14 protein-coding genes are annotated in these 15,859 nt (G+C 59.1%); 4 read left to right on the top strand and 10 right to left on the bottom strand.

The genetic code is table 11. The annotated features are described in order from the left end of the window. Positions 1-18: 18 nt before the first annotated feature. Entirely contained in the window at positions 19-846 is an 828-nt protein-coding gene (locus ACZ1JM_RS17200) for a phosphoadenylyl-sulfate reductase (protein WP_465133560.1), read from the top strand. Between the two features lie 126 nt (positions 847-972). Further along, the gene (locus tag ACZ1JM_RS17195; RefSeq protein ID WP_465133559.1) at positions 973-2,172 is read left to right on the top strand and encodes an MFS transporter; all 1,200 of its coding nucleotides are present in this window, start codon (positions 973-975) and stop codon (positions 2,170-2,172) included. A gap of 9 nt (positions 2,173-2,181) precedes the next feature. Here the strand turns inward: ACZ1JM_RS17195 and ACZ1JM_RS17190 are convergent, their stop codons facing one another. Further along, entirely contained in the window at positions 2,182-2,706 is a 525-nt protein-coding gene (locus tag ACZ1JM_RS17190) for a dihydrofolate reductase family protein (protein WP_465133558.1), read from the bottom strand. Positions 2,707-2,854: 148 nt separating this feature from the next. After that, entirely contained in the window at positions 2,855-6,454 is a 3,600-nt protein-coding gene (gene putA, locus ACZ1JM_RS17185; RefSeq protein WP_465133557.1) for a bifunctional proline dehydrogenase/L-glutamate gamma-semialdehyde dehydrogenase PutA, read from the bottom strand. A 125-nt stretch (positions 6,455-6,579) separates the two neighbouring features. On the opposite strand from putA, the gene ACZ1JM_RS17180 reads away from it, so the two are divergent. Together ACZ1JM_RS17180 and ACZ1JM_RS17175 are read left to right on the top strand one after the other, a co-directional pair. Further along, a complete protein-coding gene (locus ACZ1JM_RS17180) occupies positions 6,580-7,023 on the top strand; it encodes an Lrp/AsnC family transcriptional regulator (RefSeq protein WP_465133556.1) in 444 nt (147 codons plus the stop codon). An 81-nt stretch (positions 7,024-7,104) separates the two neighbouring features. Continuing rightward, positions 7,105-7,725 carry a trimeric intracellular cation channel family protein gene (locus ACZ1JM_RS17175; protein ID WP_465133555.1) on the top strand — a complete coding sequence of 207 codons (621 nt, stop codon included), beginning with the start codon at positions 7,105-7,107 and terminating at the stop codon, positions 7,723-7,725. Positions 7,726-7,766: 41 nt separating this feature from the next. On the opposite strand, the gene ACZ1JM_RS17170 is transcribed toward ACZ1JM_RS17175, so the two are convergent. From ACZ1JM_RS17170 to rplO, 8 genes are all read right to left on the bottom strand, one after another. Continuing rightward, complete coding sequence (locus ACZ1JM_RS17170) at positions 7,767-9,857, bottom strand: prolyl oligopeptidase family serine peptidase (protein WP_465133554.1); 2,091 nt, start codon at positions 9,855-9,857, stop codon at positions 7,767-7,769. Positions 9,858-10,188: 331 nt separating this feature from the next. Then, complete coding sequence (gene rplQ / locus ACZ1JM_RS17165; protein ID WP_465133553.1) at positions 10,189-10,611, bottom strand: 50S ribosomal protein L17; 423 nt, start codon at positions 10,609-10,611, stop codon at positions 10,189-10,191. Positions 10,612-10,732: 121 nt separating this feature from the next. Next, on the bottom strand, positions 10,733-11,800 hold the full coding sequence (locus ACZ1JM_RS17160; RefSeq protein WP_465133552.1) for a DNA-directed RNA polymerase subunit alpha: 1,068 nt from the start codon (positions 11,798-11,800) through the stop codon (positions 10,733-10,735). A 105-nt stretch (positions 11,801-11,905) separates the two neighbouring features. Then, the gene (gene rpsK / locus ACZ1JM_RS17155) at positions 11,906-12,295 is read right to left on the bottom strand and encodes a 30S ribosomal protein S11 (RefSeq protein ID WP_007011846.1); all 390 of its coding nucleotides are present in this window, start codon (positions 12,293-12,295) and stop codon (positions 11,906-11,908) included. A gap of 63 nt (positions 12,296-12,358) precedes the next feature. Next, positions 12,359-12,727, bottom strand: a complete 369-nt coding sequence (gene rpsM / locus ACZ1JM_RS17150; RefSeq protein ID WP_007682125.1) for a 30S ribosomal protein S13 — start codon at positions 12,725-12,727, stop codon at positions 12,359-12,361. A gap of 272 nt (positions 12,728-12,999) precedes the next feature. Then, the gene (locus ACZ1JM_RS17145; RefSeq protein WP_465133551.1) at positions 13,000-13,647 is read right to left on the bottom strand and encodes an adenylate kinase; all 648 of its coding nucleotides are present in this window, start codon (positions 13,645-13,647) and stop codon (positions 13,000-13,002) included. A gap of 59 nt (positions 13,648-13,706) precedes the next feature. Further along, positions 13,707-15,074, bottom strand: coding sequence for a preprotein translocase subunit SecY (secY, locus tag ACZ1JM_RS17140; protein ID WP_465133550.1), 1,368 nt, complete (start codon positions 15,072-15,074; stop codon positions 13,707-13,709). Between the two features lie 221 nt (positions 15,075-15,295). Further along, on the bottom strand, positions 15,296-15,775 hold the full coding sequence (gene rplO / locus ACZ1JM_RS17135; RefSeq protein ID WP_465133549.1) for a 50S ribosomal protein L15: 480 nt from the start codon (positions 15,773-15,775) through the stop codon (positions 15,296-15,298). Positions 15,776-15,859 lie beyond the last annotated feature (84 nt).

Below are 15,859 nucleotides of genomic sequence, written 5' to 3'. Positions count from 1 at the left end.
CCCCACAAGGTGATCCCGATGCTTCGCTCTGCCATTGATCCCGACATCCAGATCGCCGCCGCTCGTGTGCGCGATCGGATCGACACCAGCACACGTTTTCTCGAGTCCGATGCGGCTCGATTGAACGGCATGTTTCATGGCGTCGACACGGTTGAAATGCTGGAAGCGGTGCTGAAGGATCACCTTGCTGGAAACATCGCAATCGTATCAAGCTTCGGAGCGGAAAGCGCGGTTTTGCTTCATCTGGTAAGCCAGGTAGACCGCTCGGTTCCTGTCCTGTTTCTTGAAACGGGCAAGCACTTCCCCGAAACTCTTTCGTACCGCGACACGCTTATTGAGCGACTGGGCCTCGAGGACTTGCGCAATCTGGCTCCTGACGACGCTGAGCTGGCGAAAAAGGATGAAACCGGATTGCGCTGGTCCTGGGACCCGGACGGGTGCTGTGAAATCCGCAAGGTGCGACCGCTGGCCAAAGCACTGGCCGGTTTCGACGCATCATTCTCGGGCAGAAAATCGTTTCAGGCTGCCACCCGGTCGAGGCTGCCCCGGTTCCAGATCGATACGACGGATACTGCAGGGCGGCTCAAGATTAATCCGCTCATCGATTGGTCGCCTGAAAGACTGGCTGCGTACATCACCGAACATGACTTGCCGGCCCACCCGCTGGTGGCCGATGGGTACCCCTCCATCGGATGCATGCCTTGCACCAGCAGGGTCGCCCCTGGAGAAGACCCTAGGTCAGGTCGTTGGAAAGGCTGGGATAAGACGGAGTGCGGAATTCACGTGCCTGGACAGGAAGACGGTTCGGCAGGCGAATTGCCTCCTGGGTTCGAACCGGTATTCTGATTGGTCGGGTCATAGCCCCGACTTGGCCCGTGATGCATCGGGTGGTGGTCGGCGTGCAATATTTGCAGCACCGACTAGGCCCAAGATGCTTTGCTATTCGAGTGTAAGCTGTAGATCGTTCGCTGAATGATCTCAGCTTCCTCAAACCCCATTCGAGTAGTCCACCCGGCACTGGTCACCCTCGCTTTGGCCATGGGTGCCTTCGCTATTGGCACGGCCGAGTTCGCGGCCATGAGCTTGGTTCCCTTTTTCGCTCAGGATCTGAAGCTGACTGAGCCTGAAGCGGGCCACGCGATCAGCGCCTATGCATTGGGCGTGGTCGTGGGGGCGCCCGTCATCGCTGTTCTGGCGGCCAAGATTGAACGGCGCATGCTGCTTATTGCGTTGATGCTGATCTTCGCCGTCGGTAATGGCATTTCCGCGTTTGCCACCGATTATCCGATGCTGCTGATATGCCGTTTCATCAGCGGGATTCCTCATGGCGCGTATTTCGGCATAGCCGCCCTTGTTGCCGCATCGATGGTGCCATCGAACAAGCGCGCCCAATCGGTCGCCATGGTGATGTCCGGATTGACGGTAGCGACTATCATCGGCGTCCCGGTAGCGAATTGGCTTGGCCAAGCTTTCGGATGGCGCAGTGGGTTTGGTGTGGTGGCATTCCTCGCACTCGTAACCGTGACATTGATTGCCTTCTATGCGCCTATACAACCTGCCAACGCGTCAGCCAGCCCGCTCCGTGAGCTGGGCGCGCTGCGTCGACCTCAGGTTCTGCTGACCCTGCTGACTGGCGCGATTGGCTTTGGCGGTCTGTTTTGCGTCTATACCTATGTCGCATCGACCATGATGGAAGTGACGGGCGTATCGGAACGCCTAGTGCCAGTCGTGCTGGCCGTATTTGGGGTCGGGATGACTGCAGGCAATCTGTTCTGGGCGCGCGTCGCCGACAGTGCCCAGACCAAGGCTGCAATATGCGCTCTGCTTTTCAGCGCCGCCAGTCTCAGCCTATTCCCTCTGTTCTCGGGTAACATCTGGACGCTGTCTTTGATTGTCCTGCTCATTGGGTTCGGCGGCGGCTTGGGCACCATTTTGCAGACCCGCCTGATGGACGTTGCAGGTGATGCGCAAGCGTTGGCGGCTGCCGCTCATCATAGCGCCTTCAACGTCGCCAACGCCTTGGGGCCGTGGCTTGGCGGATTGGCCATCGCCGGCGGATACGGACTGACTTCCACCGGGTGGATTGGCGCTGGCCTCTCGCTCGGAGGCCTTATGATTTTTCTTGTAGCGGTCGCATTGAGAACCCGTGAATTGCAATCGGCGTCGGCTTAAACCTCGCGCTCAGGCTGTCAGACGCCTCTCCAGATGCATATGCACGGCACTGGGGGTAGTCTCCATCTCGGAAACATAGAAGTGGTCGACATTGATGCCGTCCTCGAACAACGGCGCGCCATCACCCAGTTCGCGAGAGACAAGCCGGAGCCAAATGTCATCTGCCTCCCCCATCAAGATCGCTGCCCGGACTGCTTCGCCCTCGCCCACGACCAGCACGGCCTTAAATCCTGCTATACTTTGAGCCGCCCGAAACGCTTCGGCATATGTCGGCAGGAACCGAAAGCCATGACGTCGGCAGTCCGCCATCCCTTCGTCGACGACGAAAATGGGGGTTTTAGAAGCATAGGCTTGTCCTATCCACTGGACATCTTCGGTGAGTTCGAACGATCGCCGGCTCATGACAATGGCGCCGCAGTCTTCGATCAGCCTTCCCGAAAGCCCTGTACCTTGTAGCTCATTGGCATGAATAACGCGGTTACCAGCCCCATCCGCCCAATATCCGTCGAGGCTGGCTGCGGCGTCGATGATCATTCTGCCCATCTTCCTGCTCCCGCTTTGACGACTAAATGGTCACAAGCAAGCAATCATGGATTAACAAATGAGCGGCATTCAGATCGGTAGAGCGAGGCACAATTCCGACGATTTGACGTCATCCACCATCGGTTACACAATTTGGCGGCTATCCGATCATCATAAGGCTTGCATTACCGCCAGCTGCCGTCGTGTTTATGGATAGGGACACTTCTTCCAATAATGATACGCATCCGGATACGGCGTATTCATCATCCCACCGATGGACGGGAACAATGGGGCCGCCCAATCGCGCTACTGCCTCGGACGCTGCGATCACCGATGCAGCGTCTCCTTCTACCAGACAGCTCACGATGGGGTCGCTGCTGTTATCGGCAAATCGGTTCGCCAGACCAGGCAGCAAACCATCCAAGCCATCCCTACCTACGATCACTGCGCTGTTTCCAGTCGCCAGAACGGCTCCCATCTGCTCGATCAGACCATGACGGGTCGATGGGCGTAACAGGATCTTGCCGCGCGGGTGCAAGGCGTACAGGTTGCGCTCGCCGACAGGGCCTTGCAGTTCCAACTGCAGCCCTACGGCGGACCTGATGTTCAGAACCCTTTCAGCGGCCTCGCTCTCGCCCATTTCCCTGAGCCACTGAGCAAATTCCATCACCGCCGCCTCAGGGCCGACGTTTGGCGACAAGATCGCCGGAGCATTTCTAACGAGTTGTCCAAGATAGAGGGGGCCGCCAGCCTTTGGCCCGGTACCGGATAGTCCCCGTCCGCCGAATGGCTGCACGCCCACGACCGCGCCTATCGTGTTGCGGTTTATGTACAAGTTACCGGCGCGGACTTGTGAGCTTACTCGCGCCACGATCCCATCTAGGCGAGTGTGCAGGCCGAACGTCAGTCCATAACCAGTCGCATTGATCGATGATATCAGGTCATCGAGTTCCGTGCGCTTGAAACGCACGACATGGAGTACCGGCCCGAATACCTCTTCTTTCAATTGAGCGACCGAAGCGATTTCCACGATGGTCGGAGCGACGAAAGTCCCAGTGGATGTTTCCGCTGGCAAGGTAACGCTGTGCACCGCAAAGCCCGCCGCCCGCATATCCGCAATATGACTGTCGATCCTCTGCTTCGCTTCGACAGTGATCACCGGCCCAATATCTGTCGAAAGGCGATCGGGATTGCCAATCCGCAGCTCGGCAAGCGCGCCCTTCAACATCGTAAGCGTACGATCGGCAATATCCTCCTGCAGGCAGAGCACGCGAAGAGCGGAGCAGCGTTGACCCGCGCTATCGAAAGCGGACAAAATTACATCCGCCACGACTTGCTCGGCCAGGGCGGAGCTATCGACAATCATGGCATTCTGGCCGCCGGTCTCTGCGATCAACGGGATCGGCCTTCCGTCTGCCGTCACACGAGAAGCGAGCTGCTGCTGGATCATCCGCGCAACTTCGGTCGAGCCGGTGAACATGACGGCAGCGGTTTTCGGTGAGTCAACCAGCGCTGCGCCAATCTCACCACCGCCCGGCAGCAGCTGCAAGGCATCGGTGGGCACGCCCGCGTTATGTAAGATGCGAATTGCTTCAGCGGCAATCAGCGGTGTTTCTTCTGCAGGCTTCGCCAGGACGGGGTTGCCCGCAGCCAGTGCTGCGGACACCTGCCCGGTAAAGATCGCCAGAGGAAAATTCCACGGACTGATGCACACAATGGGGCCGAGTGGCACTTGAGCAGGCCCGCATGTGCTTCTCGCCTGCATCGCATAGTAACGTAGAAAGTCTATCGCCTCTCGCACTTCTGCCACGGCGTTCGCAGCAGACTTACCGGCCTCTCGAACGATCAGGCCGATAAGTGCTGGCATCGAGGCCTGAATGTCATCTGCAGCGCGCTCAAGAACAGCAGCCCGACCATTCACATCCACGTCGGTCCAAGCGGAATGGGCGGCCCTATCCACTGCACGCGACGCATCGTTGCAGTCAGCTTCGATTACATACCCAATCGTATCGCTATGATCGGACGGGTTAGTGACCGCTTTCTGTTCGCCTGCACGACCATCGATAGCAGCCTGCCACGACGTTTCGCCCGAAGCCGCGATGGCTTTCCAAAGTTGGTCCAGTTTCAGTTCGTCGGTGAGATCGATCCCTTGGGAATTAGGTCGCCCGGGAAAGATATCGCGAGGCAAGGCGATCAGATCGTGTTTCTTACCCGGCTGCGGCATAGCCAGTGCAACGTCCACCGGATCAGCGACAAGGTCGGCTATCGGGATCGTCGGATCAGCGATACGATTGACGAAGGAGGAATTCGCCCCGTTCTCCAGTAACCGCCGGACCAGATAAGCCAGCAGCGTTTCGTGCGTCCCGACCGGGGCGTAGATGCGACAGGGGCGATCGAGCCTGGTCTTGCCGACAACCTGCGAATAAAGCGCTTCTCCCATGCCATGCAGGCACTGGAACTCGTAGTCTTCAGGGCGGAAGTCCGGCCCTGCAAGCTGATAAATCGTTGCCACGGTCTGAGCGTTGTGGGTCGCGAATTGCGGGAAGACGGCGTCCGGGGCTGCGAGCAACTTCTTGGCACACGCAATGTAAGCAACGTCGGTATGCACCTTGCGCGTATAGACCGGAAAGTCGGACAATCCGTCGACCTGCGCGCGCTTGATCTCGGCGTCCCAGTACGCCCCCTTTACGAGACGAACCATTATACGGCGATTCGATCTACGGCCCAGGTCCACGATCCAATCGATGACAAGCGGGCAACGTTTGCCATATGCCTGAATAACGAAGCCCAGGCCGTCCCACCCGGAGAGATCAGGATCCTGCGCAAGGTTTTCCAGAAAATCCAGCGAGAGTTCGAGCCGATCTGCTTCCTCGGCGTCTATATTGAAGCCGATGTCGTAATGTTTGGCCAGCAATGCCAAAGATTTCACGTTGGGTAGGAGTTCTCCCATTACGCGATCAAGCTGAGAACGAACATACCGGGGGTGTAGCGCCGAAAGCTTGATGGATATGCCAGGGCCCAGCAGGATGCCCCGTCCGGCGGAAGCTTTGCCGATAGCGTGAATGGCGTTTTCGTAATCGGCATAATACCGGGCCGCGTCATCCGCCGTAGTCGCCGCTTCGCCCAGCATGTCATAACTGTAGCGGAACCCTTGGGTTTCGAGTTCAGTCGCTCTCTTCAAAGCCTGATCGATGGTTTCGCCCGTAACGAACTGCTCTCCCATCATGCGCATGGCAAGATCTACGCCGCGGCGGATTACTGGTTCCCCGGCGCGAGCCACCAAGCGCGTGAGCGCAGCGCCCAAACCACGATCGTCGACCGATCCGACCAGCCTGCCCGTGATGACCAGACCCCACGTCGCCGCGTTAACGAAGAGGGACCTTTCCGTACCCACATGGCTGGCCCAATCGCCATCCGCGATCTTATCGCGTATCAAGGCATCGCGCGTGGCATTATCCGGGATACGCAAGAGGGCTTCCGCAAGGCACATCAAGGCTACGCCCTCCTGGCTGGACAGGGCGTATTCCTTCACGAGACCTTCAACACCACTACCTTTGTGGTTCGCCCGCAAAAGACTGACCAGCGACGTCGCCGTCTCTCTGATCGCCTTTTTCAGTGGATCTGAGACCGCCGCAGCATCGAGCAATGGCCGCATCGCTTGGACCTCGTCCCAACGACGAGCCTCTTCGATCGCCTTACGAAACGGTGATTGGACACGGACCGGCGGGGCGAAAGCGCCAAAGGGTAAAGTTGATTCCATGATCGAACGTTATCGCAAACGCGCTTGCCAATCAGACTTTTAAGGGTCTACTTTCTGGCTAAATCGCCGTATTTTTATCTCCATAGCAGGTTTTTGTTGTGCCAAATAACGCCCGTTCCGTCGAATTGAGTGAGATCGAACGAAAGATTATTGATGTTCTTCGTCTGGACGGCAGGATTACGATAACTGATCTGGCCATAGCTGTCGGGATGTCCAAAACCGCGTGCCAGATGCGCGTACAGCGGTTGATGCAAAGCGGGGTGATCCGAGGGTTCAGGGCGGTCGTCGATCCGGCAGCACTCAATCTGGATCATGTTGCCTTTGCCGAAGTGAAACTTTCAGACACCCGCGAGGTGGCGCTCGCCGAATTCAACCGAGCCGTCCAACGTATTCCTGAGGTCGAGGAATGCCACATGATCGCCAGCAGCTTCGATTATCTACTCAAGGTTCGGACCGCCGACATCCGTCGCTACCGCGCTGTTCTAGGCGAAAAAATTTCCAGCCTTCCTCATGTGGCCAGCACGTCGACGTTCGTCGCCATGGAGACCGTCAAGGATGCCAGCCGGTGACCGGTGCCGAACCTTCAGACGCATCAAAAAGAGGTTAGATATACCCTGCCCTTGCGCGTCTACTCACTCTATTCATTGCCGATGACAACCGCCACGCCCGCCCTGCCCCCCGTTCTCGACCTGATCGGGATTGGCCTTTTCGCATTGTCCGGGGCGTTGGCCGCCGCTCGGATGAAGCAGACGTTCGTGACGGTAGCATTCTTTGCGCTGATCACCGGCGTAGGGGGCGGTTCGCTGCGCGACCTGCTGATTGACGCCCCTGTATTCTGGGTACGCGATCGATTTGTAGCGCCAGTTTGCCTGGGTGTCGCCGTCGTTGCCTGGTTCACCCCGGTCAGGTGGTGGCAAAGCGTGCTGCTTGAATGGGCCGACGCTTTTGGCCTCGCGGTCTATTCCGTGTTCGGCACGATCAAGGCGCTGGCTTGGGGCGTCCCCCCCGGCCCCGCGATGCTGATGGGCGTCATCACCGGGTGTATCGGTGGCATCATCCGCGATGTGCTTGCAGGTCAGCCGTCTATTCTAATGCGCCCAGAACTTTACGTAACGGCTGCCGCACTGTCGGCGGGCCTCGCCGGGGGCGGTGTCGCCATGGGTCTGCCGCCGCTCTTGACATGGATGTTCGCAGTTGGAGGCGGCTTCGCACTACGCGGAGCCGCCATCCATTGGTCGCTAAGGCTGCCCGCCCATCGCGGTGATGATTGAGCGGGACTCTTGAAACTCCGCCTTAAGGGTCGGCATAACCCTTACTTGGCGCCGCTTTGCTCCGGCATCAATAGCCCCGTCCATTGAGCCACAAACGCCAGGATATCAGCCCCTTCTTCTATCGCCTTGTCGGTCGGTTTTCCCGAGCCATGCCCAGCCCTCGTCTCGATGCGGATCAGGCGGGGCCGATCCCCAAGATTGGCGTTCTGAAGCGCCGCGGCATATTTGAATGAATGTCCGGGAACCACGCGGTCATCCGTATCGGCCGTCGTAACCAGGATGGCCGGATACCGTACACCGTCGCGGATATTGTGATACGGCGAATAAGTTCGCAGGATCTTGAAGTCCTCTTCCCGCTCTGGATACCCGTAGTCGTCTACCCAATAGCGACCGGCGGTGAACCGGTCGAACCGCAGCATATCCATGACGCCAACCTGCGCGACGGCAGCCGCAAAAAGGTCAGGTCGCTGATTGACTACCGCGCCAACCAAGAGGCCGCCGTTGGAACCGCCTTGAATAGCGAGGCCGTCCTTCTTCGCGATGCCCTGCCCTATTAAGTATTCGCCCGCAGCGATGAAGTCATCGAACACGTTCTGCTTGTTTGCACGACGACCCGCGTCATGCCATTCCCGACCGTATTCGCCACCGCCGCGCAAATTCGCGAGTGCGAACGCACCGCCGGCTTCTAACCACGCCATTCGCGTTGCCGAGAAGCCCGGAGTCAGCGAAACGTCAAACCCGCCATATCCATACAGCAACGTAGGAACAGGCTTATTGGATGCCGCAACTGCTCGACTGCGGACAATGAACATCGGCACCTTCGTGCCGTCTTTCGACATGTAGAACTTCTGCTCAACCACATACGCACCACGATCACCGCAGATGCTGGGCTTAGCGAAAGCAGTCGTAACACCCGTGTTCAAATCCATCCGATAGATCGACGCCGGGCAATCAAAACTTGTGAAAGCGTAAAAGGTCTCACCATCGCCCGGACGCCCGCGAAATCCCGACGCAGTGCCGATCCCATTCAAACTCAACGTGCGACCACCACTGCCGTCCAGTGCAAGAACCTCCGCATGGCTGGCGGCATCACGCATGTAATTCAGGATCAGCCGATCGCCGACAACCCCGGCCCTCTCCAAAATATCGTCACGCTCGGCAACCAATTGGGCCCATTCCGGTTTGCGCGCATCCAGGTCGATCGCTACCAATCGATAGCGCGGGGCGTTCCAGTTCGTCACATACCACAGCTTGCGTCCGGCGCCTTCGACCAGCTTCCAGTCGTCCTTGAAGCCCGTAACCAGAGGCGTTGCCTTCCAGCCATCTCGTCCTCTACGAGCCAGATCGATTACGCGGACCTCGTATCGCGCATCCGTGCCAACGTGACTGGTTATTAGCGCGAGCCGCCCGTCCTGCGTGACTTCCGCCGTATGCCCGTAATCCCGATGATCCGGTGTAGAATAGACCAGTTCATCCTGATCTTGGCTGGCCCCCAATCTATGAAAGTAGACCGCCTGATTGTAATTCAGGCTCTGAAACGCAGCTCCTTCTTCTGGTGCGGGAAAGCGAGAGTATAGAAACCCTTCCTCACCGACCCAGGCCAAACCGGTGAATTTCGCCCAGCGGATCTCGTCACCTAATGGCTTGCCCGTCTTGACATCGAGCACCCGTAATATCCGCCAATCGGTTCCGCCATCCTGCACGCTATACAGCAGGTATCGGCCTTTTTCCGATGGCTCCCAGGAATCAAGCGCAGTCGCTCCATCCGACGCCCATGTGTTGGGATCAAGCAACAGCTGGGGCGTGCCAGATAGCCCGTTGCGGACAAACAACTGAGCCTGGTTCTGCAGGCCAGAATTGCGCGTGTAGAAGTAGCGTTGGCCAGCCTTCACCGGAATGCCGAAGCGCTCATAGTCCATGAACGCCTGGATACGACCAGCAAACGCCTTGCGCTGCGGAAGACCAGCCAGATACTTCCCGGTCGCTTCATTTTCGCGGCTCACCCAGTCCGCGACTTCCGGTGAGTGACGCACGTCGGCTTCGAGCCAGCGGTAGGGGTCAGCGATCCGCTCCCCAAAAAGTGTGTCGACAAGCGCATCGCGGCGGGTTTGCGGATAAGTGATGTCAGTCATGGGTTCAGCAAAGATGGGCGCAGCGAAGCACAGCGACAAGCCCCCGATAAGCGCCAGGAGGCGATTGATTTGCATGGATTATCCTTGTCTTTCAAACACCCTGCCTACCACAGACACAAGTGGGGAGAAAGATTGGGATCGAACGCCAAGTTGACGAAGTACATGCGGCGCCGTCTCAGGCCATGCCAGTTAGCGAATTGACGGGAGGGTGCGCCGGGAGTTTAGCAGTGTTTGATGATGTAGGAAAATTCCAGGCCGCTCACGCAAACAAAAACGGCCGCCAACCATCAGGTTCGCGGCCGCTTGTTATTGGCGGGAAACGCCCGGGCTATCAGGCCTCAGCGTATTCCTCGGTCTCGGCGTTCACCCGGCCGGAATCCTGGCCCTTGGCATCAACGTCACGATCGACCAGTTCGATGATGGCAATCGGCGCGGCGTCCGATGCACGGATGCCAGCCTTGATGATGCGGGTGTAGCCACCTTCACGACCGGCGTACCGCTCGGCCAGAACTTCGAACAGCTTCTTTTCCTGCGCTTCGTCGAGGACCCGGGCGTGGGCCAGACGGCGGTTCGAAAGGCCGCCCTTCTTCGCCAGCGTGATCAGCTTCTCGATGTAGGGACGCAGTTCCTTCGCCTTAGGCGTGGTAGTCTGAATCTGCTCATGCTTGATGAGGGCTGCGGCCATGTTGCGCAGCAGGGCCGTACGGTGGCCGGACTTGCGCTGCAGCTTGCGGCCGCCCATTTTATGACGCATTTTCAATACTCCGTTCGTAGGGGGGCCGTATCAGGTACCCCGATCCAGGCGGTCGCTTGAGGGGGACCGCCCCGCCCTGTAAGCAACGATCCCGGCGAAACCGGGACCGTGCTTTCAAACATTAACCGAGCAGCTCTTGTTCAAGCTTCTTGGCCATCTCTTCGATGTTCTCGGGCGGCCAGCCCGGGATGTCCATGCCGAGGCGCAGACCCATCGAAGACAAAACCTCCTTGATCTCGTTGAGCGACTTGCGGCCGAAGTTCGGCGTACGCAGCATCTCGGCTTCGGTCTTCTGGACCAGATCGCCGATGTAGATGATGTTGTCGTTCTTGAGGCAGTTGGCGGAACGAACCGACAGTTCCAGCTCGTCCACCTTCTTGAGAAGGTAACGGTTGAGCTGATTGGTGTCGCTTTCTTCCGACGCCGTCGAGCCGCTGGCTGCCATGCCGATCATCGGCGACTGGCCAACTGGAGCGATATCTTCGAAGTGGACGAAGAGCGCCAGCTGGTCCTGAAGAATGCGTGCGGCATATGCCACGGCATCTTCCGGGGTTACCGTACCATCGGTTTCGACGGTCAGGTTGAGCTTATCGAAATCAAGTTCTTGCCCGATGCGGGCATTGTCGACCTTGTAGCTGACCTGGCGCACCGGCGAGTACAGCGAGTCGACGGGGATCAGACCGATCGGCGCGTCGACCGGACGGTTCGACACCGCCGGAACGTAACCCTTGCCGGTGTCGGCAGTCAGTTCCATGTTCAACGTCGCACCTTCGTCGAGGTGGCAGATCACGAGGTCCTTGTTCATGACCTCGATATCGCCGGAGACGGCGATGTCGCCGGCCTTCACAGCCGTCGGACCAGTCGCGGAAAGCTGCAGACGCTTGGGGCCTTCGCCCTGCATCTTGAGAGCGATCTGCTTGACGTTGAGCACGATGTCCGTGACGTCTTCGCGCACGCCAGCCAGCGACGAGAATTCGTGAAGCACGTTCTCGATCTTGATCGAGGTGATCGCGGCGCCCTGCAGCGAGGAGAGCAGCACGCGACGAAGCGCGTTGCCGAGCGTCAGGCCGAAGCCCCGCTCAAGAGGTTCGGCGACGAACGTCGCCTTCAGCTTGGGGTCTGGTCCCGGCTTGATCTCAAGGCTGTTCGGCTTCTTGAGTTCCTGCCAGTTCTTGATGTTGACAGTCATGGACTTCCCCTGGGAGTGATGGCGGTTACGCCCCGAAGACCTGGTGGAAAGGCCCGGGACGTTCCGAAAACGGGCGACGACCGGCCGTCGCCCGCATTAGCTCGATCAGACGCGACGGCGCTTCGAGGGACGCACGCCGTTGTGTGGAATTGGCGTGACATCGCGGATCGAGGTAATCGTGAAGCCCACGGCCTGAAGAGCGCGCAGCGCGCTTTCACGACCCGAGCCCGGACCCTTGACTTCGACTTCGAGAGTGCGGACGCCGTGTTCGGCAGCCTTCTTGCCGGCGTCATCCGCTGCGACCTGTGCCGCATACGGGGTGGACTTGCGGCTACCCTTGAAGCCCATCATGCCGGCAGACGACCAGCTGATCGCGTTGCCTTGGGCGTCGGTGATGGTCACCATGGTATTGTTGAAGCTTGCATTCACGTGGGCGATGCCGCTCGTGATGTTCTTGCGCTCGCGGCGCTTAATGCGCTGTGGTTCGCGTGCCATGTTCGTGGTTCCTGTCGATTAATCGCGTGGAAAAACCGGGGGTCGGATGCCGACCCGCCCGGCTTACTTCTTCTTGCCGGCGATCGGCTTGGCCTTGCCCTTGCGGGTGCGCGCATTGGTGTGCGTGCGCTGGCCGCGAACCGGGAGACCCTTACGATGACGCAGGCCGCGATAGCAGGCGAGATCCATGAGACGCTTGATGTTCATCGCGGTCTCGCGACGAAGATCACCCTCGACGGTGTGTTCGGCATCCAGGGTTTCGCGGATCTGCAGGACTTCTGCGTCCGACAGGTCCTGAATGCGACGGGCATGGTCGATGCCAAGCTTGTCGGCGATCTCGACGGCCTTCGTACGACCGATACCATGGATGTAGGTAAGCGCGATGATTACGCGCTTGTTGGTGGGGAGATTGACCCCGGCAATACGAGCCACTTAAAAACTCCTGCTCCACAGGGATCGATGGCGACCCCTATCTCAACGCTGTGAACACTCAAGTAAACAAATGGCAAAAGGTCCGGCTGGCTAAACTCGCTGGTGCTATTAACACTGCGGTCGTGGCCTTCCGGACTTGCCGTTGCTCTCAAGTGAAGGGGGCGCTTAGAATGATTCGCTCAGCCTGTCAACGCCTGCGGGCACAGACCATCGTTGCTTCCGGGGTGCGGAGTGCGGGTCAGGCCAGACGACCCACCCGCCTCACAACGCAATCACTTCGTGACGATCGCCTCGATGGCGGTGGTCACGTCATTCATATCCGCCATGCCATCGACCTTGGCCACGATGCCGCGCGCTTCGTATATCGGCAGGATCGGCGCCGTTTTGGCCCGGTACTCGGCCATGCGGGTACGCACGGTTTCGGCATTGTCGTCGGGGCGGCGCTTGAATTCATGGCTGCCACACTTGTCGCACGTTCCGGCGACTTTGGGCTGCTCGAACGTGTCGTGATAGCCTTTGCCGCAGCTTGCACAGGTGAAACGACCGGTGATGCGCTCAACCAGAGCATCCTCGTTGACGTCGAGCTCAATTACGTGGTCGAGCTTGCGGCCCCGAGCCTCGAGAATAGCATCCAGCGATTCCGCTTGGGCTGCAGTACGGGGATAGCCGTCGAAAATGGCGCCAATGTCCGGCCCCATCGCGTCGAGTTCGTCACCGATCAGCGACGACACGATAGCGTCCGAAACCAGTTCGCCCCGCTCCATCACCGCCTTCGCTTCAAGGCCGGTCGGCGTCCCAGCCTTGACGGCGGCGCGAAGCATGTCGCCCGTCGAGAGTTGACGCATGCCGTGCTTGTCAACCAGACGCTGCGCCTGAGTGCCCTTGCCTGCTCCCGGCGGCCCCAGAAGGATGATGTTCACGCCTTTACCCCCTCAATTTTTAGGCACGATCCGTTTCTTGTACGGACCGCCGTATCTTCTTAGCGCAGACGGCCTTTCAGCTTCGCCTTCTTGATAAGGTCGCCATACTGGTGCGCCAACAGATGCGACTGGATCTGCGTGATCGTATCGACTGTCACGTTCACCACGATCAGCAAGCTGGTGCCACCCATGAACAGCAGCGGCAAGCCCGTCATCGACATGAAGTATTCCGGAACCGTGCAAACGATCGTCAGATAGATCGCGCCGATTACCGTGATACGGGTCAGCACATAATCAAGATATGTAGCCGTGGTCTTACCTGGACGGATACCAGGAATGAAGCCGCCATTCTTCTTCAGGTTCTCCGATGTCTCGTCCGGATTGAAGACGACCGCGGTGTAGAAGAAACAGAAGAATACGATGCCGGCCGCGTAGAGCAGCATGTAGAGTGGCTTGCCATGCCCCAGATACTGGTTGAGCGTGACCACGATCTTGCCCCATGTCGAGTCCGGGGAAAGTGAATTCCCCGCGAACTGCGTAATCGTGAGCGGCAGCAGCAGCAATGAACTGGCGAAAATCGGCGGAATGACGCCCGCGGTGTTGATCTTTAAAGGCAAGTGGCTGCGATCGGCCTGCATCATACCGCGCTGCGTCGCGCGCTTCGGATACTGGATCAGCAGACGGCGGGTCGCGCGTTCCATGAAGCAGATCATCAAGATCATGGCGACCAGCAGCGCAATCAGCGCAATGATCAGGACCGAGCCCGTGTCGCCGGCGCTGTAGGCTTGCCCAAGGTTGCTGGCAAACTTCGGCATCTGCGCGACGATGCCGGCCATGATGATCAGCGACACGCCGTTGCCGATGCCGCGCGAGGTGATCTGTTCGCCCAGCCACAGCAGGAACATCGTGCCGCCGACAAGACTGACCACGGCACCGATGCGGAACATGAGGCCCGGATCGACGACGGCCTGCATGCCGCTCGACGCACCATATGCTTCGAGGCTAACGGCCAAGAAGTACCCTTGCAGCGCACACAGGCCAACAGTGCCATAGCGCGTATACTGATTCAGCTTCTTGCGCCCGGCCTCCCCTTCCTTCTTCAACGCGACGAGCGCGGGATGGAGCGAGGCCGCCAACTGCACCACGATCGACGCTGTGATGTAGGGCATCACGCCCAGAGCAATCAGGCTCATGCGTTCCAGACTGCCGCCGGAGAACGTGTTGAACAGATCGAGGATGCCGCCCTTCGTCTGACTGTACAGCGACTCGAGGATCAGCGGGTTGACGCCCGGCAACGGCACGAAGCTCAGGAAACGGAACACGACAAGCGCGCCGATGGTGAACCAGATGCGGTTCTTGAGCTCGGTGGCCTTGGAGAAATTGGCCAGGCTCAGCGTACTGGCAATATTGTCGGCGCGTGATGCCATGACGTTCGGGAAGCCTCGAATGATCTAATTGGATTCGCCCTTAGCGGCTGTCGCCTGCATTGTCGAACCCCGGAAGGAAACTTGCCATATAGACATTCCGCGAATGTCTGGAAGACCCTGCGAACACTGCCGTGTCGCAAATTTGGTCGGGCCCCCGACGAAAAGAGAGGGCGAAGCGCATGGCGCCCGCCCTCTCCGTTTGTTTCGTGTGATAGCGACGCTTACGCGGCCGCTTCTTCCTTGGCCGGGAGAATCACCGAACCGCCTGCCTTCTCGACAGCGGCGACGGCACCGGCCGAGGCGCCTGCGACGTTGAACGTAACCTTTGCAGTCAGTTCACCCTTGCCGAGCAGCCGGACACCATGCTTGCCGCCGCGGGCCAGACCCGCGGCCTGGAGCACGGCGTGGTCCAGGGTGCCGGACGCATCGAGCTTGCCGGCGTCGATCGCCTTCTGCACCATGCCCAGGTTCACTTCGGCATAATCCTTGGCGAACTTCTTGTTCGAGAAGCCGCGCTTCGGAAGGCGCATGTGCAGCGGCATCTGGCCGCCTTCGAACCCGGCGATCGAAACGCCGGACCGGGCCTTCGCACCCTTCTGGCCGCGGCCAGCGGTCTTGCCCTTGCCCGAGCCGATACCACGGCCGACGCGGATGCGCCGGTGACGAGAGCCCGCATTGTCGCGGATGTCATTCAGTTTCATGTCTTGCACTCGCTTTCGCTTTTGTCGCGCTGATGGGAAGCGGCGCCGTTAGAGCAAACCCGACCAGTTGTCACGTCGGAAATT

The sequence above is a fragment of the Novosphingobium sp. BL-S-24 genome, assembly GCF_055521575.1.
This window is presented reverse-complemented; position numbering and strand designations above follow the sequence as displayed.